Source organism: Roseicyclus persicicus, from assembly GCF_012395815.1.
GTDB lineage: Bacteria > Pseudomonadota > Alphaproteobacteria > Rhodobacterales > Rhodobacteraceae > Roseicyclus > Roseicyclus persicicus.
The window spans coordinates 203,322-229,415 of the sequence record NZ_JAAZQQ010000002.1 but is presented as its reverse complement, the minus strand read 5'-3'; the positions used below and the strand labels follow the sequence as shown (position 1 = coordinate 229,415).

General features: G+C 70.0%; 28 protein-coding genes. 23 read left to right on the top strand and 5 right to left on the bottom strand.

The window, feature by feature from the left end; translation table 11 throughout:
• The first annotated feature begins 25 nt into the window (after positions 1 to 25).
• From HCU73_RS06335 to HCU73_RS06310, 6 genes are read left to right on the top strand one after another with little or no spacing between them, the layout of a single operon-like run.
• Entirely contained in the window at positions 26 to 727 is a 702-nt protein-coding gene (locus tag HCU73_RS06335) for a CoA transferase subunit A (protein ID WP_168622590.1), read from the top strand.
• 58 nt (positions 728 to 785) lie between these two features.
• Positions 786 to 1,778: a GSCFA domain-containing protein gene (locus HCU73_RS06330; RefSeq protein ID WP_210730525.1), complete on the top strand. Its 993-nt coding sequence runs from the start codon at positions 786 to 788 to the stop codon at positions 1,776 to 1,778.
• Entirely contained in the window at positions 1,775 to 2,581 is an 807-nt protein-coding gene (locus HCU73_RS06325; RefSeq protein WP_168622588.1) for a hypothetical protein, read from the top strand. Before HCU73_RS06330 ends, HCU73_RS06325 begins: the two co-directional genes overlap by 4 nt.
• Before the next feature lie 5 nt (positions 2,582 to 2,586).
• The gene (locus HCU73_RS06320; protein ID WP_168622587.1) at positions 2,587 to 3,210 is read left to right on the top strand and encodes a CoA transferase subunit B; all 624 of its coding nucleotides are present in this window, start codon (positions 2,587 to 2,589) and stop codon (positions 3,208 to 3,210) included.
• Positions 3,203 to 3,595, top strand: coding sequence for an acyl-CoA thioesterase (locus HCU73_RS06315; protein ID WP_168622586.1), 393 nt, complete (start codon positions 3,203 to 3,205; stop codon positions 3,593 to 3,595). Before HCU73_RS06320 ends, HCU73_RS06315 begins: the two co-directional genes overlap by 8 nt.
• Complete coding sequence (locus HCU73_RS06310; RefSeq protein ID WP_168622585.1) at positions 3,592 to 3,873, top strand: GNAT family N-acetyltransferase; 282 nt, start codon at positions 3,592 to 3,594, stop codon at positions 3,871 to 3,873. Before HCU73_RS06315 ends, HCU73_RS06310 begins: the two co-directional genes overlap by 4 nt.
• Before the next feature lie 4 nt (positions 3,874 to 3,877).
• On the opposite strand, the gene HCU73_RS06305 is transcribed toward HCU73_RS06310, so the two are convergent.
• Positions 3,878 to 4,732: a lytic transglycosylase domain-containing protein gene (locus HCU73_RS06305; RefSeq protein WP_168622584.1), complete on the bottom strand. Its 855-nt coding sequence runs from the start codon at positions 4,730 to 4,732 to the stop codon at positions 3,878 to 3,880.
• A gap of 252 nt (positions 4,733 to 4,984) precedes the next feature.
• On the opposite strand from HCU73_RS06305, the gene HCU73_RS06300 reads away from it, so the two are divergent.
• The 16 genes from HCU73_RS06300 to pdeM all read left to right on the top strand — a co-directional run bounded on the left by HCU73_RS06300 (position 4,985) and on the right by pdeM (position 21,220).
• The gene (locus tag HCU73_RS06300; protein WP_168622583.1) at positions 4,985 to 5,227 is read left to right on the top strand and encodes a hypothetical protein; all 243 of its coding nucleotides are present in this window, start codon (positions 4,985 to 4,987) and stop codon (positions 5,225 to 5,227) included.
• 371 nt (positions 5,228 to 5,598) lie between these two features.
• Positions 5,599 to 5,841: a hypothetical protein gene (locus HCU73_RS06295; RefSeq protein WP_168622582.1), complete on the top strand. Its 243-nt coding sequence runs from the start codon at positions 5,599 to 5,601 to the stop codon at positions 5,839 to 5,841.
• Between the two features lie 253 nt (positions 5,842 to 6,094).
• Positions 6,095 to 6,328 carry a hypothetical protein gene (locus HCU73_RS06290; RefSeq protein ID WP_168622581.1) on the top strand — a complete coding sequence of 78 codons (234 nt, stop codon included), beginning with the start codon at positions 6,095 to 6,097 and terminating at the stop codon, positions 6,326 to 6,328.
• 221 nt (positions 6,329 to 6,549) lie between these two features.
• Positions 6,550 to 7,380, top strand: a complete 831-nt coding sequence (gene cpaB / locus HCU73_RS06285; protein WP_168622580.1) for a Flp pilus assembly protein CpaB — start codon at positions 6,550 to 6,552, stop codon at positions 7,378 to 7,380.
• A 201-nt stretch (positions 7,381 to 7,581) separates the two neighbouring features.
• A complete protein-coding gene (locus tag HCU73_RS06280) occupies positions 7,582 to 8,931 on the top strand; it encodes a type II and III secretion system protein family protein (RefSeq protein ID WP_168622579.1) in 1,350 nt (449 codons plus the stop codon).
• Between the two features lie 13 nt (positions 8,932 to 8,944).
• Positions 8,945 to 9,553, top strand: coding sequence for an OmpA family protein (locus HCU73_RS06275; RefSeq protein WP_168622578.1), 609 nt, complete (start codon positions 8,945 to 8,947; stop codon positions 9,551 to 9,553).
• Between the two features lie 232 nt (positions 9,554 to 9,785).
• The gene (locus tag HCU73_RS06270; protein ID WP_168622577.1) at positions 9,786 to 11,075 is read left to right on the top strand and encodes a CpaE/TadZ family protein; all 1,290 of its coding nucleotides are present in this window, start codon (positions 9,786 to 9,788) and stop codon (positions 11,073 to 11,075) included.
• A 17-nt stretch (positions 11,076 to 11,092) separates the two neighbouring features.
• Positions 11,093 to 12,559, top strand: coding sequence for a TadA family conjugal transfer-associated ATPase (locus HCU73_RS06265; protein WP_168622576.1), 1,467 nt, complete (start codon positions 11,093 to 11,095; stop codon positions 12,557 to 12,559).
• Positions 12,560 to 12,565: 6 nt separating this feature from the next.
• Positions 12,566 to 13,534, top strand: coding sequence for a type II secretion system F family protein (locus HCU73_RS06260; RefSeq protein WP_168622575.1), 969 nt, complete (start codon positions 12,566 to 12,568; stop codon positions 13,532 to 13,534).
• A 15-nt stretch (positions 13,535 to 13,549) separates the two neighbouring features.
• Entirely contained in the window at positions 13,550 to 14,536 is a 987-nt protein-coding gene (locus HCU73_RS06255; RefSeq protein ID WP_168622574.1) for a type II secretion system F family protein, read from the top strand.
• Between the two features lie 39 nt (positions 14,537 to 14,575).
• The gene (locus tag HCU73_RS06250) at positions 14,576 to 15,157 is read left to right on the top strand and encodes a tetratricopeptide repeat protein (RefSeq protein ID WP_168622573.1); all 582 of its coding nucleotides are present in this window, start codon (positions 14,576 to 14,578) and stop codon (positions 15,155 to 15,157) included.
• 44 nt (positions 15,158 to 15,201) lie between these two features.
• On the top strand, positions 15,202 to 16,059 hold the full coding sequence (locus tag HCU73_RS06245; protein WP_168622572.1) for a tetratricopeptide repeat protein: 858 nt from the start codon (positions 15,202 to 15,204) through the stop codon (positions 16,057 to 16,059).
• On the top strand, positions 16,059 to 16,580 hold the full coding sequence (locus HCU73_RS06240) for a prepilin peptidase (RefSeq protein WP_168622571.1): 522 nt from the start codon (positions 16,059 to 16,061) through the stop codon (positions 16,578 to 16,580). The genes HCU73_RS06245 and HCU73_RS06240 overlap by 1 nt, the downstream gene beginning before the upstream one ends.
• 84 nt (positions 16,581 to 16,664) lie before the next feature.
• Positions 16,665 to 17,987, top strand: coding sequence for a P-loop NTPase family protein (locus HCU73_RS06235; RefSeq protein WP_168622570.1), 1,323 nt, complete (start codon positions 16,665 to 16,667; stop codon positions 17,985 to 17,987).
• Between the two features lie 113 nt (positions 17,988 to 18,100).
• Entirely contained in the window at positions 18,101 to 20,515 is a 2,415-nt protein-coding gene (locus tag HCU73_RS06230) for a ligase-associated DNA damage response DEXH box helicase (protein ID WP_168622569.1), read from the top strand.
• Between the two features lie 42 nt (positions 20,516 to 20,557).
• Complete coding sequence (gene pdeM, locus HCU73_RS06225) at positions 20,558 to 21,220, top strand: ligase-associated DNA damage response endonuclease PdeM (protein WP_168622568.1); 663 nt, start codon at positions 20,558 to 20,560, stop codon at positions 21,218 to 21,220.
• Here the strand turns inward: pdeM and HCU73_RS06220 are convergent.
• On the bottom strand, positions 21,217 to 22,032 hold the full coding sequence (locus tag HCU73_RS06220; protein WP_168622567.1) for a LytTR family DNA-binding domain-containing protein: 816 nt from the start codon (positions 22,030 to 22,032) through the stop codon (positions 21,217 to 21,219). The two genes, pdeM and HCU73_RS06220, sit on opposite strands and share 4 nt — an antisense overlap.
• Before the next feature lie 113 nt (positions 22,033 to 22,145).
• Between HCU73_RS06220 and HCU73_RS06215 the strand changes: the two genes are divergently transcribed.
• The gene (locus tag HCU73_RS06215) at positions 22,146 to 22,574 is read left to right on the top strand and encodes a PaaI family thioesterase (RefSeq protein WP_168622566.1); all 429 of its coding nucleotides are present in this window, start codon (positions 22,146 to 22,148) and stop codon (positions 22,572 to 22,574) included.
• 6 nt (positions 22,575 to 22,580) lie between these two features.
• On the opposite strand, the gene folD is transcribed toward HCU73_RS06215, so the two are convergent.
• The 3 genes from folD to HCU73_RS06200 form a co-directional block, all read right to left on the bottom strand.
• On the bottom strand, positions 22,581 to 23,480 hold the full coding sequence (folD, locus tag HCU73_RS06210) for a bifunctional methylenetetrahydrofolate dehydrogenase/methenyltetrahydrofolate cyclohydrolase FolD (protein ID WP_168622565.1): 900 nt from the start codon (positions 23,478 to 23,480) through the stop codon (positions 22,581 to 22,583).
• Between the two features lie 154 nt (positions 23,481 to 23,634).
• Positions 23,635 to 25,311, bottom strand: a complete 1,677-nt coding sequence (locus HCU73_RS06205; protein WP_168622564.1) for a formate--tetrahydrofolate ligase — start codon at positions 25,309 to 25,311, stop codon at positions 23,635 to 23,637.
• Between the two features lie 143 nt (positions 25,312 to 25,454).
• On the bottom strand, positions 25,455 to 26,063 hold the full coding sequence (locus tag HCU73_RS06200) for an MOSC domain-containing protein (RefSeq protein ID WP_168622563.1): 609 nt from the start codon (positions 26,061 to 26,063) through the stop codon (positions 25,455 to 25,457).
• Between the last annotated feature and the right edge of the window lie 31 nt (positions 26,064 to 26,094).

Sequence of the window (26,094 nt, the reverse complement as noted above, 5' to 3'; positions counted from 1 at the left end):
ATCGGACAAGCAGAGGATCGCCCAGATGAAAAAGGTCTACGGCTCGGCGAAAGAGGCGCTCGACGGGGTTCTGTTCGACGGCATGTTGATCGCCTCGGGGGGCTTCGGCCTCTGCGGCATCCCCGAGCTGCTGATCGAGGGCATCGTCGAGTCGGGCGTCAAGGACCTGACCGTCGCCTCGAACAACGCCGGCATCGACGGCTTCGGCCTCGGCAAGCTGCTGGCGACCCGGCAGGTGAAGAAGATGATGTCGTCCTACGTGGGCGAGAACGCGGAATTCATGCGCCAGTACCTGTCGGGCGAGCTGGAGCTGGAGTTCAACCCGCAGGGCACGCTGGCCGAGCGCATGCGCGCGGGCGGCGCGGGCATCCCCGGCTTCTACACCAAGACCGGCGTCGGCACCGTCATCGCCGAGGGCAAGGAGCACAAGGACTTCGACGGGCAGACCTACATCCTCGAGCGGGGCATCTTCGCCGACCTGTCCATCGTCAAGGCGTGGAAGGCCGACGAGACCGGCAACGCGGTGTTCCGCAAGACTGCCCGCAACTTCAACCCGCCGGCGGCCATGTGCGGCAAGGTCTGCATCATGGAGGTGGAGGAGATCGTCCCGACCGGCAGCCTCGACCCCGACACCATCCACCTGCCGGGCATCTACGTGCACCGCCTGATCCAGGGCGAGCACGAGAAGCGCATCGAGCAGCGCACCACGCGGCCGCGCGCCGCCTGAGCCCGTGGGCGCCTCCCCCTACAGCGGCCGGCCCCAGCGTGCCTTCTGGCGCGGGGGCGTGGCCGGGGTGGGGCCCCTCGACCTGCCCGACCTCTACCGCCCGCGCTTTCCGATCACGCCCGAGACCCGCGTCTTTACCGCGGGCTCCTGTTTCGCAAGCCATGTCGGCGCGGCGCTGAAGGGCGCGGGGCTCAAGGTGATCGACGCCGAGCCCGCCCCGCGCGGGATGCCGCCCGAGGTGGCGCGGCGCTTCGGCTACGGCGTCTACGCGGCGCGCTTCGGCAACATCTACACGGTGCGGCAGTTCCGCCAGCTGGTCGAGGAGGTGCTGGGCCTGCGCACCCCCGCCCTGCCCGTCTGGGAAAAGGACGGCCGCCACTGGGACGCGCTGCGCCCCGGGGTGGAGCCCGAGGGGCTGGCGTCGCCCGAGCAGGTCGCCGAGATGCGCGCCCAGCACCTTGCCGCGCTGGCCGGCGCGCTGCGCGAGGCCGAGGTGATCGTCTTTACCCTGGGCCTGACCGAAGCCTGGGAGCACCGCGAGACCGGCACCGTCTACCCCACCGCCCCCGGCACCATCGCGGGGGCGTGGGACCCCGACACCATCGCGTTCCGCAACCACGGCGTGGCCGAGGTGCTGGAGGATTTCACGGCGCTGGAGGGGCTGCTCGCGCAGGTGAACCCGGATCTGCGCTGGCTCCTGACGGTGTCGCCGGTGCCGCTGGCCGCGACGGCCACCGACGACCACGTGCTGACCGCCACGGCGCGGTCCAAGGCCGTGCTGCGGGTGGTCTGCGACATCCTCCGCGACAGCTCGGAGCGGATCGACTACTTCCCCTCCTACGAGCTGGTCATGTCGCCCGCCCACCCGTCGGGCGCCTTCACGGGCGACCTGCGCAGCGTGCGGCCCGAGGTGGTGGAGGGGATCATGGGCCTGTTCCTCGCCGCCCACGGCCTTGCGCCGCTGCCCGAGGCCGGGGCACCCGCCGGGACGCCGGACGCCGCCGACGCGGCGATCTGCGAGGACATCCTGCTGGATGCCTTCCGCCCATGACCGCGCCGCGCCGGATCGCCGTCGTCGGAACCTCGAACACCGGCGCGCTGAAATACGCCGCCGACACCATCGCGGCCGAGTTTCCCGACCTCGCCGTGACCTTCTACGGCCTGCCCGGCGGCAAGTTCGCCGAGGCCGCGGTGGATGCCGAGGGGCGGTTCCGCCCCGCCCCCGGCGACGCCGAGACCGCCCGCCTCGCCGCGCGGATCAACGGCACCGAGGCGCTGGACCTGACCGAAATCGACGCGACCTTCGTCATCTCGGACACGCTGGGCATGGCGCAGACCCTGTTCCTCGCGGCCCGCTGCGACGTGGTCGACTGGCCGACGCGGCGCGACCTGCCGCTGATCTCGGCCGCCTGCTTCCAGGCCGCGATGGAGACCGCCATCGCCGACCGCGTCGACCTCCTCGCGCGGCAGTTCCGCGGCGTCGCGCCCCTCTATGCCGCGCTGGCCCCCTACCCGTCTGTCGCCGTCACCCGCACCGGGCCGCACCGGCAGGAACCCTATGCCTCGGCCGCCCGCGCGCCCGAGATCGGGCGCGTCCACACGCTCTACCGCGCGGCGCTGACCCACGCGCTGGCGCGGCGCGGCATCACCTTCGTGCCGCAGCCCGAGGAGACCGTGGCGGCGCCGTTCCTGACCAAGCCCGCCTACGCGGTGGGCGCGATGGATTTCCGCGCCGAGGGCCGCATTCTTGACGATCACCGGCACATGAACGCGGCGTTTGGCGCTTCGCTTTTCCGCGCCTTTGCGCTAGCCCTTGCCGCGACAGAATTCCCGACCCCGGATACCAAGGAGTGACGCCCATGTGGGACCGCAACCAGATGGCCGCCCGCGCCGCGCAGGAGCTGCGCGACGGCATGTACGTGAACCTCGGCATCGGCATCCCGACGCTGGTGTCGAACTACATCCCCGAGGGGATGACGGTGACGCTGCAGTCGGAGAACGGGATGCTGGGCATGGGCCCGTTCCCGTATGAGGGCGAGGAGGACCCCGACCTGATCAACGCCGGCAAGCAGACGATCACCGAACTGCCCCACACCGCCTATTTCGACAGCGCGACGTCCTTCGGCATGATCCGCGGCGGCAAGATCGCCATGGCGATCCTCGGCGCGATGGAAGTGTCGGAAAAGGGCGACCTCGCCAACTGGATGATCCCCGGCAAGCTGGTGAAGGGCATGGGCGGGGCGATGGACCTCGTTGCCGGCGTCGGCCGCGTGGTGGTGGTGATGGACCACACCAACAAGCATGGCGAGAGCAAGGTGCTCAAGGACTGCACCCTGCCGCTGACGGGCACCGGGGTGGTGGACCTCATCATCACCAACCTCGGCGTGCTGGAGGTGGTCGAGGGCGGCCTGAAGCTCCTGGAACTCGCCGACGGCGTGACCGAGGCCGAGCTCCGCGCCGCCACCGAGGCGACGCTTGTCTGAGCGCCGCCCGGCGGGCACCCTGACGTTGCAGACCGTGCCGATGCCGGGCGACACCAACTCGGGCGGCGACGTGTTCGGCGGCTGGGTCGTCAGCCAGATGGACATCGCCGCCGGCGTCACCGCGACCGACCGCGCGCAGGGCCGCTGCGCCACCGTCGCCATCGAGGCGCTGCGGTTCCACGCGCCGGTGCTGGTGGGCGACCTGTTCAGCGTGTTCACCCAGGTGACACGGACCGGGCGCACCTCGATCACCATGCATGTCGAGGCCTGGGTGCGCCGCCAGCGCACCGGCCAGCAGATGCTGGTGACCGAGGGCGACTTCACCTTCGTCGCCATCGCCGAATCGGGTGTGACCCGCCCCCTGCCCCCGGAGACCCCCGCATGACCGAGATCGCGCGCGAGATCACCGGCACCAAGGGCCGCTACGTCCTGCGCGCGGACGGCGCCGAGGCCGAGCTGACCTATTCCATCCTGTCGCCGACCCGCATCATCGCCGACCACACCGGCGTGCCCGACGCGATGCGCGGCACCGGCGCGGGCCGGCAGCTGGTCGAGCGCCTCGTGGCCGACGCCCGCGCCGAGGGGGTCAAGATCGTGGCGCTCTGCCCCTTCGTGAAGGCGCAGGCGCGGCGGCACCCCGAATGGGCGGACGTGTTCGACTGATCCGTCAGTTCACCGCGATGGGCGTGAAGACGCAGCCGTCCGACACCCGTTCCGGCGGGGTCCGGCACAGGGTGCGCGCCATCATCCAGGTCGCCAGCACCTTGGGCACGTAGTCGCGTGTCTCGGCATAGGGCGGCACGCCGCCGGCCTGCCGCACCGCGCCCTCGCCCGCGTTGTAGCCGGCCAGCGCCAGCAGCGGGTCGCCCCCGAACTCGCCCAGCAGCCAGTCGAGATAGGCGACGCCGCCGGCGATGTTCTGGGACGGGTCGAAGGGGTCATCGACCCCGAATCGCTCGGCCGTGGCCGGGATCAGCTGCATCAGCCCCTGCGCGCCCGCGTGACTGACCGCCTCGGCCCGGCCGGCCGATTCGACGGCCATGACCGCCAGCACCAGCGCGGGCGACACCTCGGTGCCGATGCTGGCCATCAGGATCTCGGTGCCGTGGCGCTCGACGATGCCGTGCAGCGTGGCCAGCCGCGGCACGCGCAGGCCCGCGGTCTCGGGGGCGGCGGCCAGCAGCTCCTGCGCGGTGTGGAACCGCCCGGGATCGGCGGGCAGCGCGGGCGAGATCGCCGACCAGAACCAGGCCGCGGTGTCCGTCGCCGCGGCCCGTGGCGCGTCGTCGGGCGGGGGCGTGAGGGGCGACACCGCCCGCGGCCCGGGCGGCGTGGTGTTCCGCGCGTGCTCCTCGGCGGTGATCTGGATGGTGATGCGCGGCCCGGTCTGGCCCGCCGTGGGGGCCACGACGCGGCGAATCCCCGGGGACGCCCCGGGCGCGGCCGCCTCCTGCGCCGCGGCACCGCCGCCCAGCGTCACGGCCAGAAACATCGCGCCAAGCCGCGCGGATAACATGCCCATTCGTCTGCCTGCCTGCTCGATCCTGCCCGCAGGGCCCTTGTTTTCTTGGTGTCGGACTGCCTGCGAGGCGCAAGATAGCACATCCCGGACGGCCGATCTGCCCCGAAACTTCCGCACACAATTCCCAAACATTTCCCGGCGCAGCCCAATTCCCGCCCCGATCCGAGGGGAAAACAGGCTCATCCGAACCGGCGCAGACACGCAAGAGACCGGTGAGGCAAACGCAGAACGCAAAACCTGGAGAGTAGACAAATGACCAACCTGATCAAGAACTTCGCCAAGTCCGAGTCCGGTGCCGTGACCGTTGACTGGGTCGTGCTGACCGCCGCCCTCGTGGGCCTGGGCCTGGCCGTGATGGCCGTCGTCTCGGGCGGTGTGCAGGACCTCTCGGGCGAAATCCAGACCGCCCTGGGCGCCCAGAACCCCGGTGGCACCGATGGCGTCCCCGCCTTCGGCACCGCGATCATCGGTGGCGGCGACACGCTGGCCGACTGATCCCGGACGGGCTGGCCCAACACCAGTTCACGAATTGGCCGCGAGCACCGCTCGCGGCCTTTTCGCGTCCGGGATGCGCCCGCGCGCCCCGCGGCGCGGCCGTCCCGGGCGCAGGCGCAGCTCGCGCCCCGGACGTGTCTCCGCCGCCCGCCCGCGCGCCTGGCCCCCGCGCGCGCCGGTCAGCCCCGGGGCCTGTCGGACAGGCCCGGCGGCAGGGCAAACGCCCCGAAACATCCTTACAGAAATCGCAAACATTTCCCGGCGCGGCCCCATTCCCGCCCTGATCGGCCGGCAAAACAGGGTCATCGCAACCAGAGCGGCACGCACCACACCGTCACGCCCCGCTCGAACCTGAACCTGGAGAGTAAACAATGACCAACCTGATCAAGAACTTCGCCAAGTCCGAATCCGGCGCCGTGACCGTTGACTGGGTCGTGCTGACCGCCGCCCTCGTGGGCCTGGGTCTCGCCGTGATGGCCGTCGTCTCGGGCGGCGTGCAGGACCTCTCGGGCGAAGTGCAGGCCGCGCTCGGCGCCCAGAACCCCGGTGGCACCGATGGCGTTCCGGCCTTCGGCACCGCGATCATCGGCGGCGGCGACACCCTGGCCGACTGATCCCGGGTCTTTCCCAGCAGAACTTCACGATCGGGCCGCGAGCATGTCTCGCGGCCCTTTCGCATGGCGCACCACCCCGGCGGCCGGCGTCTGACGATCGCCCCGCCCGCCGCCCGATCATCGGGGCCCTTGTCTCCGGGTTTTCCCGAACCGGGCCAAATTAGGCCCAAATTCCATGGGACGTATGGGCATCCCTCGGCCCCGGCCCCCGCCGGGCAGGCGATCTGTGCAGTACGAAAAACGGAGCACCACCATGATTACCTACCTCAAGACCTTCGCCACGTCCGAATCCGGCGCCGTCACCGTCGACTGGGTTGTCCTGACCGCGGCCCTCGTGGGCCTCGGCCTGGCCGTGATGGCCGTGGTGTCCGGCGGCGTCCAGGACCTCTCGGGCGAGGTCCAGGCCGCCCTCGGCGCGACCGATCCGGGCGACGGCACCTTCTTCGTGAACCCGATCATCGGCGGCGGCGACACGCTGGCCGACTGATCCTCGATCCCCCGACACGGCAGCGGGCCGCGCGGCGATCGCGCGGCCCGCCGCATGACGGGGCCGGCCGTGGGTGCCCGGCCCATTCCGTCCGCAGGCGAAACAATTCCGCCGCAGCACCACGAAAACGCCAGATTTTCGGAACAGCCTTGGCGAGGCAGGTTCAGTCCCGGCGCCGTATCTGCGGCCGGTCGGGGCAAATACAGGAAAGGACCGATGCAATGAGACTGGTTTTCGGATTGGTGCTGATCCTCGGCGTTGGCCTTGCGGGCTTTGCCGTGAAGGTCGCCATGGAACGTTTCGAGCAGTACCAGGCGGCGCTGGCCCAGCAGCAGACCGCGATCGTGCCGACCACGCAGGTCTTCGTCGTCACGCGCCAGCTGCGCTACGGCGAGCGGCTGACCCCGGCGGACGTGCAGGCCGTGCGCTGGCCGGCCGACTTCGTGCCCTTCGGCGCCTTCACCGAGGCGGACGCGATCTTCCCGCCCGGCGAGGAGGGCTCCCGCACCGTCCTGCGCACCATGGAGCAGCACGAGCCGCTGCTGATCAGCAAGGTCACGGGCCCCGGCGAGGACGCCGGCGTCGCCTCGCGCCTCGAGGCCGGCACCCGCGCCTTCACCCTGCAGATCGACGTGATCGCGGGCGTGTCGGGCTTCCTGCGGCCGGGCGACCGGGTCGACGTCTACTGGACGGGCACCGGGCGGAACGGCGAAAGCGTCACCCGCCTGCTGCGCTCGTCGCTGCAGATCATGGCGCTCGACCAGACCGCCGACGAGGAGCGCAACAACCCCATCATCGCGCGCACCATCACCTTCGCCGCCCAGCCCGAGGACATCGCGGCGCTGACCCAGGCGCAGGCCGCCGGCCGGCTGACGCTGGCGCTGGTGGGCCTGAACGACGAGACCGAGATCGAGCCGGTCGAGGTGTCCCGCGACGCGCTGCTCGGCGCCCGCGAGGAAGTGGCCGAGGCGGTCGAAGGCCCGCGCATCTGCACCGTGCGCCAGCGCAACGGCGCCGACGTGGTGGTGGTTCAGGTGCCCTGCACCAACTGACCCCGCCCCCGACATCCCGCGCGGCCCGGCAGGCTAACCCCTGCCGGGCCGCTGCCGATTTTCCGAGGCAGTTGTGGAAAAAGCACATGAACAGGCCGCGTCAATTGACTGATTCTTGCGCGGAATCCGTTTTTGAGGCAGGGTGCGATGAAAGATGGCGCGTCAAGACGCCGGCAGAGCAGTCATAGAGGCAGGATCACCATGTCCCTGAAGCATTTTCTGCGCGCATGCGTGGTGGGTTGCGCGCTCGCCGTCATTCCGGCGGCCGGCGCCGACGCCCAGGGCCTGAGGGTCGTCGAGGGTCAGACCTCGGCCACGCTCTCGGTGCCGATGAACCGGGCGGTCGTCGTCGAGAGCGACCTGCTCTTCGCCGAGATCAGCGTCGCCAACCCCTCGATCGCCGACATCGCCACCCTGTCGGAACGCACGATCTACGTGCTGGGCCGGGCACCGGGGCGGACCACCATGACGCTGCTCGGCGCCGACGGGGCGCTGATCGCCAACATCGAGGTGCAGGTCGTCCCCGACGTGGCCGAACTGCGCGAACGCCTGCGCGAGATCCTGCGCGGCGAACAGATCGAGGTGCGCACCGCCAATGACGGCATCGTCCTGTCGGGCACCGTCAGCTCGGGCCGCGTGGTCGAGCGCGCGATGGAACTGGCCGACCGCTACGCGCCCGGCCGGGTGTCGAACCTGATGCTCGTCGGCGGCAGCCAGCAGGTCATGCTGCAGGTCCGCTTCGCCGAGATGAGCCGCACAGTCCGGCAGGAACTCGGGGTCCGCCTCGGCCTGACCGAGGACGCCGGCGGCACCGGGTCGACCTTCAGCGGCTCCTCGGCCCCGCCGAGCGGTGTGTTGAGCGTCGCCTCGACCTTCGGCAACGTGCGCATGAACATCATGCTCGAGGCGCTGGAAACCGAGGGCCTGGTGCGCACCCTGGCCGAGCCGAACCTGACCGCGCTGTCGGGCCAGACCGCCAGCTTCCTGGCCGGCGGCGAGTTCCCGGTGCCGACCCGGGACGAGGACGGCTCGGTGGCGGTCCAGTTCCAGCCCTTCGGCGTCGAGCTGGAATTCACGCCCACGGTCGTGGACGACGACATCATCAACCTCAGCCTGGGCGCGACGGTCAGCTCGATCGACGCCGAGATCCCGGGCAACGAAAGCGGCCTTCCGGGCCTGCGCACCCGCGAGGCATCGACCACGGTCGAGCTGCGCGACGGCGAAAGCTTCGCCATCGCGGGCCTGCTGCAGGACGACTTCCGCGATTCGATCGGCCAGGTGCCGTGGCTGGGCGATCTGCCCGTGCTGGGCGCGCTGTTCCGCTCGGCCAGCTACCAGCGCGAGCAGTCCGAACTCGTGATCATCGTCACCGCCCACATGGTGACGCCGGTCCGCGGCGAGGCGTTGGCCCTGCCCACCGACCGGGTGACGATCCCCACCGCGAACCAGCTGTTCCTGCAGGGCCGCCTCTATGGCACGCCCCAGGCGGGCGCCGCGGGCGATGTCGCGCGGCAGGACTTTTCGGGTTCCTACGGCTACGTGATGGAGTGAGAGGATGCGCCCCATGACCAGGACTGCCCGCCCCCTTGCCCTGACCGTGGCCGCCGCGCTGGCGCTGTCGGCCTGCGGCAACACCCCGCTCGGATCGCAGCTCGACGAGGGCGGGTTCGGCAACCCGACGATGAACAACATCCTCTACCACTCGGGCGAGCTGCAGTATGCCGAGGTGCTGAGCGAGCGTTTCGCCCGCGAGGTGCCGACGACGATCAACTTCGCCTTCAACTCGGCCACGCTGGACGAGGAGGCGCGCGCCGTCCTGCGCCAGCAGGCGGCCTTCATCCGGCACTTCCCCGAGGTGCGGTTCTCGGTCTACGGCCACACCGACCTGGTCGGCAGCCGCGCCTACAACCACCGGCTGGGCCTGCGCCGGGCGCGGGCCGCGGTCGACTTCCTCGTCAGCCAGGGCATCGACCGGTCCCGGCTCGAGGCGCTGGTGTCCTTCGGGGAATCGCAGCCCCTGGTGGCGACCGAGGCCGAGGAACGCCGCAACCGCCGCACCGTGACCGAGGTGTCGGGCTTCGTCGCCACGAACCCGCTGGTGCTGGACGGGCGCTATGCCCAGATCGTCTACCGGTCCTACACGACCGGCGGCGGCGGCGGCGGCGGCTCCTGAGCCACGCCGCAGGCCCGGGCGGCCACGGTCGCCCCGGCCCGACCTACAGGTCCCAGGCTGCAAACGAATCCCCCCGTTTCGTCCTATTGTTGCCTCTTTTCCCCACCATCGTCCGAGACTGAGCCCGACCGCCCCGACTCCGCCCGGAGCAGGGCGCCGGGTGCCACGACGGTGCAGGCCGTCGGGCCAGAAAGACGATCCGGGGAACCCGGGCAGTGAAGGACTTGAGGAAATGAGTAGCGGACTTGCCTTGCGATCCGAACCGGCGCCCGTCCTGGCGTGCACCGTTTCGCAGAATGTCCATCACTTCGATCTTCTGATCGAGGACATGGAGGCCGAGCTCGGCGAAGCGTGGGGCGATCTCACCTTCGACGAGGCGCGCGCCTTTCTCGACCAGCCCGACGCCTCGGCGCTCCAGTTCCTGGCGCTCGCGGTGACGGCGGAGGACGACCTCGATCTCGGGATGGTGGGCGAACTGGTGGTCGCGGCCAAGGCGCGCCGCATCCGCACGATCCTCGTCGCCCACGACCTCGGGCCCGCCGCGCTGCACGAGCTGCTGCGCCTCGGCGCCGACGATTTCGTGCCCTACCCGCTGGCCGAGGGCGCCCTGCACGACGCCATCGCCCGGGTCCGGGCCCCGCAGCCGACCCCCGAGCCGGCCGCGGCCGCCGCCCCGGTGGCCCCGGTCGTCGCCGCACAGCCGGAACCCGCCGCCCCCATGGCCATCGCGCCCCGCATCGGGGGCAAGGCCGCGGTCTTCGCGGTGCAGGGCCTGGCCGGCGGCACCGGCGCCTCGACGCTGGCGGTGAACCTGGCCTGGGAACTGGCCAATATCGACAAGCAGAGGGCGCCGTCGGTCTGCCTTCTCGACCTCGACCTGCAGGCCGGGACCGTGACCACCTACCTCGACCTGCCCCGGCGGGACACCGTGATCGAGGTGCTGCAGGACGCGCAGACGATGGATGTCGAGGCGTTCAAGCAGGCGCTTCTGGGCTACGAGAACAAGCTGTCGGTTTTCCCGGCGCCGCCCGAGCTGCTGCCGCTGGACCTGATCGGCCCGGAAGAGGTCGAGGCGCTCCTGAACCTCGCCACCCAGTGCTTCGACATCGTCGTCGTCGACATGCCGCACACCCTGGTGATGTGGACCGAGACCGTGCTGCACCGCGCGGACGTCTATTTCACCACGATGGAGCTGGACATGCGCTCGGCCCAGAACGCGATGCGCTTCATCAAGGCGTTGCGCGCCGAGAACCTGCCGGTGGAAAAGCTGAACTTCGTGCTGAACCGGGCGCCGGGCCTGACGGACCTGAACGGCAAGGGCCGGGTCAAGAAGCTGGCCGAAAGCCTGGGCGTCAAGATCGCGACCCAGCTGCCCGACGGCGGCAAGCAGGTGATGCAGGCCGGCGACCACGGCGAGCCTCTGGCCGCCACCGCCCGCAAGAACGTGCTCCGCAAGGAAATCGCCAAGCTCGCCGCGGGCCTGCACAAGGCCATGCTGGGCGAGGCCGCGGCCGCGAAGTGATCTGAAAGGGGTCTCGGATGTTCGGGAAGTACAAGAAACCGCAGCGCCCCGGGATGCCCGAGGCCGACGACGACCGCGCCGCCGCCCCCTCGCACGCCGCGGCCGACGACGCGCCCTCGGCGATGTCGCGCATCCGGCGCAAGCCGATGGTGGTGTCCGAGGTGCCGAAGACCGCCGCGCAGCCCGCCGACGGCGACAAGGACATGAAGCGCCGCCAGCGTCTCGACGAGATCAAGACCGAGATGCACTCGCGGCTTCTCGACAACCTGAACCTCTCCGCGCTCGAATCCGCCAAGGAAAACGAGCTGCGCGCCGAGATCACCGCCATCGTCTCGGAACAGCTGACCGAGATGGGCGTGGTCCTGAACCGCGAGGACCGCCAGACCCTCAACGTCGAGCTGTTCGACGAGGTCACGGGCCTGGGCCCGCTCGAGCCGCTGCTGAAGGACGAGGGCGTCAACGACATCCTGGTGAACGGCCCCAATCGCGTGTTCGTGGAACGCAAGGGCCGGCTGGAACTGACCGACGTCCGGTTCAAGGACGAGCGCCACCTGCTGCGCATCATCGACAAGATCGTGTCGGCCGTGGGCCGCCGCGTGGACGAATCGAACCCCTACGTCGACGCCCGCCTCAAGGACGGCTCGCGCTTCAACGCGATGGTGCCGCCGGTGGCGGTGGACGGCTCGCTGGTCTCGATCCGGAAGTTCAAGAAGGAAAAGCTGGGCATCGACGACCTGGTCCGGTTCGGCGCCTTTTCCGAGGAAATGGCCGCCTACCTCCAGGCCGCCGTCGCCACCCGGCTGAACGTGATCGTCTCGGGCGGTACCGGTTCCGGTAAAACGACGACGCTCAACGCGCTGTCCTCCTTCATCGACAACAAGGAACGCATCCTGACGATCGAGGACACGGCGGAACTTCAGCTCCAGCAGGTCCATGTGGGCCGGATGGAAAGCCGCCCGCCGAACGTCGAGGGCAAGGGCGCCGTGACCCAGCGCGACTGTCTCAGGAACGCGCTGCGGATGCGTCCCGACCGCATCATCGTCGGCGAGACCCGCGGCGAGGAAGTGATCGACATGCTGCAGGCCATGAACACCGGCCACGACGGGTCGATGACCACGATCCACGCCAACAACGCGCGCGACGCCTGCTCGCGCCTGGAAAACATGGTCGCCATGGCCGGCATCGAGATGCCGCTCAAGGCCGTGCGCGCCCAGATCGCCAGCGCCGTGAACCTGATCGTGCAGGCCAGCCGCCTGCAGGACGGCAGCCGCCGCATGGTCTCGATCACCGAGATCACCGGTATGGAGGGCGAGGTCATCTCGATGCAGGAGGTGTTCCGCTACCAGCGCACCGGCCTGAAACCCGACGGCACCATCATCGGCCATTTCACGGCCTGCGGCGTGCGCTCGCACTATTCGGAACGCTTCCGGCAGTGGGGCTACGACCTGCCGGCGTCGATCTACGAACCCATCGCGGCGGAGTAACGCGACATGCAGCTCTCCATCGAACCGCTCATCTACATCGGCATCTTCGTCGGCGTCATCATGCTGGTCGAAGGCGTCTACCTGGCGATCTTCGGCAAGTCGATCAGCCTGAACGCGCGCGTCAACCGACGCCTCGCCATGCTGGAAAAAGGCACCTCGCGCGAGGACGTGCTGGCCAAGCTCCGCAAGGAGATGAACCAGCACAAGGGCTCGGTCCGGCTGCCGCTCTACGCGCTGATCGCCGACAAGGCGCAGAAGGCCAACATCGCCTTCACCCCCGGCCAGCTGATGCTGGTGATGCTGGGCCTCGGCGTCGCGGCCTTCCTGATGCTGACGATCATGACCACGGCGTCGTTCCCGATCCGGCTGCTGGTCGCGGTAGCCATGGGCGTCGGCGGCGTCTACTACTGGGTCAACAGCAAGGCCAAGAAACGCATGGCCATGATCGACGAACAGCTGCCCGACGCGGTGGAACTGATGGTGCGCAGCCTGCGCGTCGGCCACCCCTTCGTGTCCGCGATCAACACCGTGGCCAAGGAAATCGCCGACCCGCTGGCCTCGGAACTGGGCGTCATCGCCGACGAGGCCGCCTATGGCCGCGACGTGTCCGAGGCGATCCGCGCCATGGCCGAGCGGCTGGACAGCCAGGACCTGCGCTTCCTCGCGGTGGCCGTGGGCATCCAGCAGAAATCGGGCGGCAACCTCGCCGAGATCCTCGCCGGCCTGGCCAGCGTGATCCGCGCCCGCTTCAAGCTGTTCCGCAAGGTCAAGGCGATCACCGCCGAGGCCAAGTGGTCGGGCACCTTCCTGTCGGTGTTCCCGCTGCTGGCGCTGGTCGGCATCAACGTGATGCAGCCCGACTACTACGACGAGGTCATGGGCACGCCCGTCTTCATCCCGGCCTGCGCCGTGGTGGCGGTCATGCTGTTCATGAACATGATGTTCATGAAGATGCTCGTTAACATCAAGGTGTGAACGGAGGGCTACGCGATGGACTTTCTCACAAGCCTCTTCGACGACGCCAACGCCTTCCTCGTGGCGCAGCTGGGCGAGATGGGGCCGCTGATCGTGGCCGGGGGTCTGGGGCTCCTGCTGATCATCGTGGCCCTGCCCTCGATGCTGTTCCGCAAGAAGGACCCGCTCGACAAGATCAAGGCGATGCGCCTGGGCACCGACGTGTCCGAGACGCCGCACGCCCTGCGCCGGGGCGGCAAGGACGAGCGCCTGAACCGCTTCGCCCAGTATCTCGAACCGCAGAACCAGGCCGAATACAGCGCCGCGCAGATGACGCTGGTGCGCGCCGGCTACCGCTCCAAGGGCGCGGTGCAGACCTTCCACTTCGCCCAGTTCGCGCTCGGCATCGGGGGGCTGCTCCTCGGCACGCTGTTCGTGATCCTGTCGGGCGGCGGCACGGCCCAGAGCTCGATCATGACCGTTCTCATCCCCGGCGCCGTCGGCTATTATGCCCCGAAATACTGGGTGCAGCGCCGGGTCCAGAGCCGCGAGGGCGAGATCACGGCCGGCTTCCCGGATGCGCTCGACCTGATGCTGGTCTGCGTCGAGGCGGGCCAGTCGCTCGACCAGGCGATCATCCGCGTCGCCAAGGAGATCCGCGCCGGCTATCCCGCGCTGTCGGAGGAATTCGAGATCGTCGCCTACGAGATGAAGGCCGGCAAGGACAAGTCGCGGGTGCTGCGCGACATGGGCGAGCGCGTCGGCATCCAGGACGTGAACAGCTTCGTCACCACACTGATCCAGTCGGCCACCTTCGGCACCTCGATCGCCGAGGCGCTCCGGGTCTACGCCGACGAGATGCGCGACAAACGGGTGATGCGGGCCGAGGAAAAGGCGAACAAGCTGCCCACGAAGCTGACGCTCGGGACGATGATGTTCTGCCTGCCGCCGCTGCTGATCATCCTGATCGGGCCGTCGGTCTACGGCATCGCCCAGAACCTGTCGGGGGGCGTCGGGCCGTGACGGTCCGACGCGGGGCGCCCCCGCGCTGACATGGAGGGCATGATGAGGGGGCTCATCATCCTGACGACCTGCGCAGGCCTCGGGGCCTGCGTCGGCACATCGGACCCGGCGCGGCTCGACCCGCTGGAGCAGGCCATGGAGGTGGCCGCCCCCGAGGGCACCGTCGTCCTGCGCGAGGGCGTGGACCAGCTCCTCGTCGGCGACCGGCTGATGGACGCGGGCCAGCACCAGCTGGCGCTGCGGGCCTATTACCGCGCCGCCGCCGAGCGCGGGCTCGACGCCGAGATCCTCACCGCGATCGGGTCGGCCAACCTGCGCCTCGGCCGGGTCGGCCAGGCCGAGGACCAGTTCCGCCAGGCGCTGGACGACGACGACCGCTTCGTGCCGGCCTGGAACAACCTGGGCGTCGCGCTGATGGAGCAGGGCGAATACGGCGAGGCGCGGCGCGTGTTCGAGCAGGCCTTCGCGCTGGATAGTGGCCGTTCGGACGCGATTCGCGACAACCTGCGACTGGCTATCGCGCGAATGGAAAATAACGTCTATAGTGAAGCCAATAACCAGAATGGCCCCGGGCTGATCCGGCGCGGTGGGGGGGTCTACGTCCTCCTTGCCGACCCGTGAGAGGGATCGGGGCCTTGAGACCGAGCAGTAAGAGGTCGCCCATGATGCTCCGCCCCCGGACCCTTCCGGTGGTCGCGCTCGCACTGGCCGCATTGGCCGGATGCGACGCTGCCCGCTCGCCCGATGTCGACCGGGCACTCGACCCCATGAACGTCATCGACGAGTCGAACCTCGGCGACATCATGCTGACCGCGGCCGCCCCGGAGGAGGCCGTGGCCTACTTCCAGCGCGCCGTCGGCGAGCAGCCCGACCGCGTCGACCTGCGCCGCGGCCTCGCCGCCAGCCTGGTGCGCGCCGGCCGTGCCGACGAGGCGGTGCCGCTCTGGCGCGAGATCGTCGACAGCGACGGCGCAATCGAGCAGGACCGCATCGACTATGCCGGCGCGCTGATCCGCACCGGCGACTGGGACGAGGCCGAGCGCCAGCTGGACCTGGTGCCGCCCACCCTCGAGACCTACGAGCGCTACCGGCTCGAGGCGATGGTGGCGGACTCGAACCAGGAATGGGACCGCGCCGACCATTTCTACGAAACCGCCGTGGGCCTGACCACGCGGCCGGCCAACGTGTTGAACAACTGGGGCTACTCGCGCCTGAGCCGGGGCGAGTACCGGGGCGCCGAGGAGCTGTTCCTCGAGGCGATCCGCTACGACCCCGACCTGTTCACCGCCAAGAATAACCTCGTGCTCGCCCGCGCGGCGCAGGGCAACTACCAGCTGCCCCTCGTCCGCATGACCGAGATCGAGCGCGCGCAGCTGCTGCACACCGCCGCGCTGGCCGCGATCCGGCAAGGCGAGACCGACATCGGCCGCGCCCTGCTGGCCGAGGCGATCGAAACCCATCCCCAGCACTTCGAGGCCGCCGTGCGCGCCCTCGACGCCCTCGACACGGAGGTTCGCGGCTGATGACGCTGTCCCTGACCCTGACCGAAGCCCTCTGGTTCCTGCCCTTCGTGCTGCCGATCTGCATCTGGGTGGCGCTGTCGGACCTGCGCGCCATGCGCATCCCCAACGTGGCCGTGCTGGCGCTGGCGGGCGTGTTCCTCGGGATCGGGCTCGTGCTGGTGCTGGGCGTCGGGGCCTGGACCTTCGAGACCTACCTGTGGCGCCTCGCGGCGCTGGGCGTCGTGCTGGTGATCGGCTTCGTGATCTCGTCGCTGGGCCTCGTCGGCGCGGGCGACGCCAAGTTCGCGGCCGCGATGGCGCCCTTCGTGGCGCCGGGCGACGGGCTGTTCTTCCTGATGCTCTTCGCGCTGGTGCTGATCGGGTCCTGGGTCACGCACCGCACCGCGGGCCGGGTGCCGGCGCTGCGGCGCGCCACCGCCGACTGGGCGTCCTGGGACCAGGGCAAGCTGTTCCCGATGGGCGTGGCGCTGGCCGGCGCGCTGGCGATCTACCTGGCGCTGGGTCTGTCCGCGGGGCTCTGAGCCCCGCCGCCTCCCCCGCCGCGCCCCGAATCCGCCGCAATCGCCCGGCAGGGTCATGCGCGTCGAGACAAGGGGTTTGACCACATGAACATGCAAGTCACGCAGCCCGAGCCCATGGCGCCCCCGCCGCTGCGCCGGCTCGCGGACACCGGGCTGACGCCCGTGATGATGCGCGACATCCTGCTCAAGACCGTCTTCCGCAAGAACGTCGAAAAGACCTCCGAGATCGCCCGGGCCGTCGCCCTGCCGATCCCGCTGACGCAGGAGCTGATCGACAACCTGCGCGAGATGGGTCTGATGCAGGCCACCGGCACGCTGCACGCCACCTCCAGCTCGGAAATGGGCTTCCAGCTGACCGACGGCGGCAAGGCGCGCGCGCTCGATGCGCTGTCGCAGTCGGAATACTACGGGCCGATGCCGGTGCCGCTCGAGGACTACAAGGCGCAGGTCAAGCGCCAGTCGATCCGCGACATCAAGCTGACCCGCGACATGCTGGAACGGTCCATGGGCCACCTGATCCTGCCCAAGGGCCTGATCGACCAGCTGGGCCCGGCCGTGGGCTCGGGGCGGTCGGTGCTGATGTACGGCCCGCCCGGCAACGGCAAGTCCTCCATCGCCGAGGGCATCCGCAAGGCCATGGGCGACAACATCTTCGTCCCCCACGCGCTGTCCTACGCGGGGCAGGTCATCACGCTGTTCGACCCCATCGTCCACAGTCCGGTCAAGCAGGACGAGGACGCCACCGGCACCAGCCCGCTGCGCAAGGCCTCGGCGCGCTTCGACACCCGCTACATCCTGTGCACCCGGCCCACGGTGATGACGGGCGGCGAACTGACGCTGTCGATGCTCGACCTCAACTACAACGCGGTCAGCCGTACCTACCAGGCCTCGCTCCAGCTGAAGTCCACCGGCGGCGTGTTCATCGTCGACGACCTTGGCCGCCAGGAAGAGCCGCCGCAGGCGCTCATCAACCGCTGGATCGTTCCGATGGAGATGGGCTACGACATCCTCGCCCTGCAGTCGGGCGAGAAGTTCGAGGTGCCCTTCGACACGCTGGTGGTGTTCTCGACCAACTTCCACCCCAACGACATCTTCGACCAGGCGGCGCTGCGCCGGATCTTCTTCAAGGTCAAGATCGACGGCCCGACGCAGGAGCAGTTCCTCAAGATCTTCGCCATGGTCGCCAAGAAGAAGGGCGTGCCGCTGGACGAGGCGTCGCTGATCCACCTGCTTAAGACCAAGTACCCCACGATCGACCACATCTACGCGAACTACCACCCGGTGTTCCTGTGCGACCAGATCAAGGCGATCTGCGAATTCGAGGGCATCCCCTACCAGATGCGCCCCGAATTCATCGACCGCGCCTGGGAGAACCTGTTCGTGAAGCAGGAGAAGATCATCCACTGAAGGCGCGCGAAACTGCAGTTTCGCGGCACGGAAAACTGCAGTTTTCCCCTTCGACTTGCTGCAGCAAGACGCCCCCGGTGGCCAATCGCGCGGCAACGGTTATCTAGGGGGGCATGACGCGCCCCCTGCCCCCCGCCATAACAGGCTGGTTCACCGCCCGCGGCTGGTCCATCCACCCCCACCAGCAGGCCATGCTGGACAGGGCCGCGGCCCCCTGCCAGCTCCTGATCGCGCCCACGGGCGGCGGCAAGACCATGGCGGGCTTCCTGCCCACGCTGGCCGAACTGGCCGACGGCAGCCGCGCGGGCCTGCACACCCTCTACGTCTCGCCCCTCAAGGCGCTGGCCGCCGACATCAAGCGCAACCTCACCGGCCCCATCACCGACATGGGCCTGCCCATCCGCGTCGAGGACCGCACCGGCGACACCTCCTCCCACACCAAGCGCCGCCAGCGCGCCGACCCGCCGCACATCCTGCTGACGACGCCGGAGTCGCTCGCCCTCCTCGTCTCCTACGAGGACGCCCACCGCACCTTCGCGGGCCTCCAGCGCATCATCGTCGACGAGATCCACGCGCTGGCCGAGTCCAAGCGCGGCGACCAGCTCATGCTCGCCCTCTCGCGCCTGTCCGCGCTCGCCCCCGGCCTCCGACGCGTCGGCCTGTCGGCCACCGTCGAGGACCCCGCCGCCATCGCCCGCCTGCTGGCCCGCCACCCCGACCCCTGCGAGATCCTGCAGGCCGACCCCGGCCCCGACCCCGACATCGCCATGCTGACGACCGAGGCGCCCCCACCGTGGTCCGGCGGCGGCGGCAAATACGCCATTCCCGCCGTGCTGGAGCAGGTCAAACGCCACCGCACCACGCTGATCTTCCACAACACCCGCGCGCAGGCCGAGCTGTTCTTTCACCACCTCTGGCTGGCCAACGACGCGCAGCTGCCCATCGGCATCCACCACGGCGCACTGGCCCGCGAGCAGCGCGAAAAGGTGGAACAGGCGATGGTCGACGGGCGGCTGAGGGCCATTGTCTGCACCGGCTCGCTCGACCTGGGGATCGACTGGGGCGACGTCGACCTCGTGATCCAGGTCGGCGCGCCCAAGAACGTAAAACGCCTCGTGCAGCGGATCGGCCGCGCCAACCACCGCTACAACGCGCCCTCCAAGGCGCTGATCGTGCCCGCGAACCGCTTCGAGGTGATCGAATGCACCGCCGCGCTCGACGCCGTGCGCGCCCATGCGCTGGACGGCGACACCGACCACACCGGCCCGCTCGACGTCCTTTGCCAGCACATCCTGATCCGCGCCTGCGCCGGCCCCTTCCACGCCGACGACCTTTTCGCCGAGATCCGCACCGCCGGCGCCTATGCCGACCTGCCGCGCGCCACCTTCGACCGCTGCCTCGATTTCGCGGCCACCGGCGGCTACGCCCTCAGGGCCTACGACCAGTGGCAGCGGCTGATCCAGCGCCCGGACGGCCAGTGGCAGCTGCGCGACCCGCGCCGCGCGCTGCGGATCCGCATGAACATCGGCACCATCGTGGACGCCGACAAGATGCAGGTCCGCTACCAGCGCAGCCGCGGCGGCGCGCCCTTGGGCGAGGTCGAGGAATACTTCGCCTCGATGCTGCGCAAGGGCGACACCTTCCTGATCGGCGGCCAGATCGTGCGCTACGAGGGGATGCGCGAGATGGTGGTCGAGGTCAGCCGCACCCCCTACCTCAAGCCCAAGATCGCCACCTTCATGGGCACGAAATTCGCCACCTCCACGCAGCTGTCGGACCGCATCCTGCAGATGTTCCGGCAGGACGACTGGCCCGAGCTGCCCGGCCACACCCGCGACTGGCTCCGCCTCCAGCGCGAGGTCAGCCGCCTGCCCGAACGCGACCGCCTTCTGATCGAAAGCTTCCCCCATGACGGGCGCGAGCACGTGGTGGCCTACGGCTTCGCCGGCAAGAACGCGCAGCAGACCCTCGGCCTCCTGATCACCAAGCGGATGGAGGAGATGGGCCTGAACCCGATGGGCTTCGTCTCCACCGACTACGCGACGCTGATCTGGGGCCTCGACCCGCTGGACGACCCGCGCCCGCTGTTCACCCGCGACAACCTGGTCGAGACGATGGAGGCCTGGCTGGCCGACAACGCCGTGATGAAGCGCACCTTCAAGGGCAGCGCCATCATCGCCGGGCTGATCGACCGCAACCAGCCCGGCGGCCAGCGCAAGACCGGCCGGCAGGCAACCTTTTCCACCGACATCCTCTACGACACCCTGCGCAAGTACGACCCCGACCATGTCATGCTCGAGATCACCCGCGCCGAGGCGATGCGCGGCCTCGTCGATTTCGGCCGCATCGAGGAAATGCTGGCCCGCATCGGCGACCGCATCGACCACGCCCGCCTGACCCGCGTCAGCCCGCTGGCCGCGCCCCTGTTCCTCGAACCCGGCCGCATCCCCATCGCGGGCATGGCCGACCAGCGCCTGCTGGAGGAGGAGGCGCAGCGCCTGATGACCGCCGCGGGCCTCGCCGCCTGACCGCCCTTGCGCCCCATCCTGCCGCACGGCTATGAACAAAGCATGAACGCCCTGCCCTTCCCCTTCCGCGGCGAAACGCTCCACGCGCTCCCCTCCGGCGGCCTGCACTGGCCGGCCCGCAGGCTGCTCTGCGTGGCCGACCTGCACCTGGGCAAATCCGACCGCATGGCGCGGCGCGGCGGCCCGATGCTGCCGCCCTACGAAAGCCTCGACACCCTCGACCGGCTGGCCGACGACATCGCCGCCACGGGCCCCTCCGAGGTGGTCTGCCTCGGCGACAGCTTCGACGACCTCGCGGCCGGGCGCGACCTGGCCGGGCCCGTGCGGGCGCGCATCGCCGCCCTGATGGCGGGCCGCCGCTGGATCTGGGTGCTGGGCAACCACGACCCCGGCCCGGTCGATCTGGGCGGCACGCACCTGGCCGAATACCGCGCGGGGCCGCTGGTGTTCCGCCACATCGCCGAACCCGGCGCGGCGGGCGAGGTCTCGGGCCATTACCACCCCAAGGCCCGCGTCACCCTGCGCGGCCGGTCCCTCAGCCGGCGCTGCCTGCTGGTCGACAGCGCCCGGCTGATCCTGCCCGCCTACGGCACCTATACCGGCGGCCTGTCCTGCGACCGGCCCGAACTGGCGACCCTGATGGAGGCCGGCGCCGAGGCGATCCTGCTGGGCCCGCAGCCCGTGCGCCTGCCGATGCCGCGCTAGCCGAGCAGCCCCGCCGCCCGGAGGTCGTCGAGATAGGCCCGGCTGACCGGCAGTGCGGTGCCGTCGCCCAGTTCGGCCAGGTGCCGCCGCCCCTCGGCCCGGATGCGCAGGATCGCCCCCTCGGCCACCCAGTGCGAGCGGTGGATGCGGTGGCCCGGCAGCGCCTCGAGCTCCTCCAGCGCGTCGCGGAACCGCATCAGGATGCGCCCGCAACCCGCCGTGGTCACGACGTGGAGGTAATGGTCGTCGGCCGACACCCGCAGCAGCCGGCCCTCGGGCACACCCTCCACCCGGTCGAGAAACCCGGGCCGCCGCTCGGGCTCCGGCACAGGCGCGGACAGCTCCACGTCCGGCATGGGCGCGGGCGGCGCGGGCTGCCGCGCCGCGGCCCGGTCGCGGCTCCGGCGCAGCTGGTCGCGGACCAGCACGATGCACAGGCAGACGGCCAGCACCACGACCACATGTTCCGCCAGCCAGAACAACCCCGCCACGTCGAACCCGTACAGCAGCAGGTTCACGGCCCAGATCGCCGGCCCCAGGACAAGCGCCAGCACCAGCGCCCCCGCCAGATCGCTGGACAGGCTCTCGTCGCCGAACACCCGGCCCGTGACGGCGCGCACAGCCTCCGCCACCAGGATCGCGCCGCCGATCAGCGTGCCCCAGTAGGCCAGCCGCTCGGCGAAGGTGAAGGACAGATAGGTGGTGAAGGGCCCGATCAACGCCACCACCACGGTTGCCGCAAGCCAGGCCACAAGCCGGCTCAGAACGCGGCCCCGAATATCCGAGACCATGGGCTCGTCGGAACGGATCATTCAATAATCTTTGCTGAACAACAATCTATCCGCATATCCTAGATCAATGACATGGCCGATCAAGTCGGTGATGCGGCCGTGGGCCCGGCCGGCGCGACAGGAGGAACACACCCATGGACAGGCCCGTTCCGGACCCGGTGGCGCGGGCGATCCGCGACAGCTTCGCCCGGCAGGGGATGATGGCGACGCTCGGCGCCCGGATCGACGCGATCGCGCCGGGCCGGGTGGTGCTCAGCGCCCCCATCGCCGCCGGCCTGTCGCAGCAGCACGGCTTCGCCCATGCCGGGGCCACCTTCGCGCTCGGCGACAGCGCGGCGGGCTACGCGGCGCTGTCGGCGATGCCCGAGGGGGCCGAGGTTCTGACGGTGGAGATGAAGATCAACCTGATCGCCCCGGCGGCCGGCCTGCGCCTCGTCGCCACCGGCGAGGTGGTCAAGCCGGGCCGGCGCCTGACCGTCGTCCGCGCCACGGTCGAGGCCGAGGCCGAGGACGGCACGCGCACCGCCGTGGCGCTGCTGCAGGGCACCATGATCCCCGCCTGATCCGTTTCAGGCCGTCAGGCCCTGCGGCTCCGGCAGGCCATGGGCGCGGCAGCAGGCGGTCAGCGTGTTGGCCAGCAGGCAGGCGATGGTCATCGGCCCGACGCCCCCCGGCACCGGCGTGATCGCGCCCGCCACCTCCGCGCAGCTGTCGAAATGGCAATCCCCCACCAGCCGCGACTTGCCCGGATCGTCGGGGTGCGCCACCCGGTTGATGCCCACGTCGATCACCGTCGCGCCGGGCTTCACCCAGTCGCCCCGGATCATCTCGGGCCGGCCCACCGCCGCCACCAGGATGTCGGCGCGCCGGCACACCGCGCCCAGGTCCGCCGTCCGGCTGTGCGCCACCGTCACCGTGCAGCTGTCGCCCAGCAACAGCTGCGCCATCGGCTTGCCGACGATGTTCGACCGGCCGACGACCACCGCCTCCATCCCCGCAAGCGACCCGTGATGGTCGCGCAGCATCATCAGGCACCCCAGCGGCGTGCAGGGCACCAGCGCCTTCTGCCCCGTGGCCAGCAGGCCGACGTTCGAGATGTGGAACCCGTCCACGTCCTTGGCCGGGTCGATCGCGTTGATCACCTTGGCCGCGTCGATGTGGGCCGGCAGGGGCAGCTGCACGAGGATGCCGTGCACCGCCGGATCGGCGTTCAGCCGCGCGACCAGCGCCAGCAGCTCCGCCTCCGGCGTGGCGGCGTCAAGCTTGTGCTCGAAGCTCGCCATCCCCGCCTCTGCCGTCTGCTTGCCCTTGTTGCGCACGTAGACCTGGCTTGCAGGATCCTCGCCCACCAGCACCACGGCCAGCCCCGGCACGATCCCGTGCCCGGCCTTCAGCGCCGCCACGTGCTCGGCCACCTGCCCCCGCACCGTCGCGGCAAAGGCTTTCCCGTCGATGATCGTCGCGGCCATGCCCGCCCCCTTCATCTTTCCAAAAATACGCCCTTCGGGAGCGCCCTGACCGACCGCGCCCTCCGTCTCCGGTGGCGTGCCCGGCCCGCCCCCAGGGGGGCGGGACGCGCGCCGGGCGGGGTTCGATGCCCCGCCCGGCGCGCCCCCGTTTGGGTCAGAACAGCCCCTCGATCAACCCCGCGTCGTTGAGGCGGATGGTCTCGGACGCCGGCACCTTCGGCAGGCCCGGCATGGTCATGATCTCGCCGCAGATCGCCACGACGAAACCCGCCCCCGCCGACAGCCGCACCTCGCGCACGGGGATGGTGTGGCCCACCGGCGCGCCGCGCAGGTTCGGGTCGGTCGAGAAGGAATACTGCGTCTTGGCCATGCAGACCGGCAGGGTGCCGTAGCCTTGCGCCTCCCATTCCTTCAGCTGGTCGCGCACCTTCTTGTCCGCGATCACCTCCGAGGCGCGGTAGATCGACTTGGCGATGGTCTCGATCTTCTGGAACAGGCCCATCTCGTCGGGGTAGAGCGTGTGGAATTCCGACGACCCACCCTCGGCCAGCGCCACCACCCGGCGGGCCAGGTCCTCGATCCCGGCCGACCCCTGCGCCCAGTGCTTGCACAGGATCGCCTCCGAGCCCTGCGCCGCCACGTAGTCCTTCACCGCCTGGATCTCGGCCTCGGTGTCGCCCGCGAAGTGGTTGATGCCGACCACGACCGGCACGCCGAAGCCCTTCACGTTCTCGATGTGCCGCCCGAGGTTGGCGCAGCCCTTCTGCACCGCGGCCACGTTCTCGGCGCCGAGGTCGGCCTTGGCGACGCCGCCGTTCATTTTCATCGCGCGCACGGTCGCCACGATCACCACCGCGTCGGGGGCAAGGCCCGCCTTGCGGCACTTGATGTTCATGAACTTCTCGGCGCCCAGATCGGCGCCGAAGCCCGCCTCCGTCACCACATAATCGGCCAGCTTCAGCGCGGTCTTCGTCGCGATGACCGAGTTGCAGCCATGGGCGATGTTGGCAAAGGGCCCGCCATGGACGAAGGCGGGGTTGTTCTCCAGCGTCTGCACCAGGTTCGGCTGCATCGCGTCCTTCAGCAGCACCGTCATCGCCCCGTCGGCCTTGAGGTCGCGGGCATAGACCGGCGACTTGTCGCGGCGATAGGCGACGATCATGTCGCCGAGCCGCCGCTCGAGGTCGGCGAGGTCGGTGGCAAGGCACAGGATCGCCATGACCTCGGACGCCACCGTGATGTCGAAGCCCGTCTGCCGCGGGAACCCGTTGGCCACCCCCCCGAGGCTCACCACGATGTCGCGCAGCGCGCGGTCGTTCATGTCCATCACCCGGCGCCAGACCACCCGGCGCTCGTCGATGCCGAGGTCGTTGCCCCAGTAGATGTGGTTGTCGATCATCGCCGACAGCAGGTTGTGGGCGCTGGTGATGGCGTGGAAATCGCCGGTGAAGTGGAGGTTCATGTCCTCCATCGGCACCACCTGTGCGTGGCCGCCGCCCGCGGCGCCGCCCTTCATCCCGAAATTCGGGCCGAGGCTCGCCTCGCGGATGCAGATGGCGGCCTTCTTGCCGATCCGGTTCAGCCCGTCGCCGAGGCCCACGGTGGTCGTCGTCTTGCCCTCGCCCGCCGGCGTCGGGTTGATTGCCGTGACGAGGATCAGCTTGCCGTTCGGACGGTCCGCCAGCGAGGTGATGAAATCCTGCCCGATCTTGGCCTTGTCATGCCCGTAGGGCAGCAGCGCCTCGGTGGGGATGCCGAGCTTGCCGCCGATCTCCTGGATCGGCTTCTTCCGCGCTTCCCTTGCGATTTCGATGTCGGTCTTGAAGGCCATGTCGGACGGGCTCCCTGTGCCACGCGGGCGTGTCTCTCGCACTCGCCTATAACGGGCGCGGGCCGCCGGGTGAGGGTCGTTTCCGACACATTCACGGGCTCATTCGTCACGCGGCGTTTCCGATGCGAAACCGGCGCGCGCCCTCAGGCCGGATCGGCGCGGGCGGCATCCAGATGCGGCCAGACCGGCTGGTCGGGGATGTGCAGGCGCAGCGTCGCGCCCAGCCTGATCGTCCCCTCCCGTTCCACCCAGGCGGTGACGCCGCGCCGGTTCACGGCGGCGCGCTTGAATGCCTTGCCGAAACCCGGATGCCGCCCCTCGATCGGCTTCGCCGGCAGGGTGCAGGGCCGGTTCTCCATGTCGATCGTCAGGGTGGTGCCGCTGGCCTCGTCCTGCAGCCGCGCGGACGGGGGCACATGGGTAAAGTCGGGGATGCCCGCGATGACCATCGACGCCCCCACCAGCGCGGGGTCGAGCGCGTCGAGACCCATGTCGGCGGCGATGGCGGCCAGATCCTCGGCCGACAGGATCGACAGCTGCCGGGTGTTGCGGATCGGCGTGCCGCGCCGGTACTGCGCCAGCACCCGGCTGTCGGACGGCCGCGTCAGCCCCGCGCGGCTTTCGCCCGCGTAGCCCGCGAAGGTCAGCGGCATCTCGGTGAGCGGGGCGGTTTCCAGCGCCGCGCCGCGGTCGGCGTTGTGGCCGAGCCAGATGACGGTCGCGGTGAAACGGGTCGGCAGGAGCGCGGGCATCGGGGCCTCCGGGACATCACTGGCGCGATCT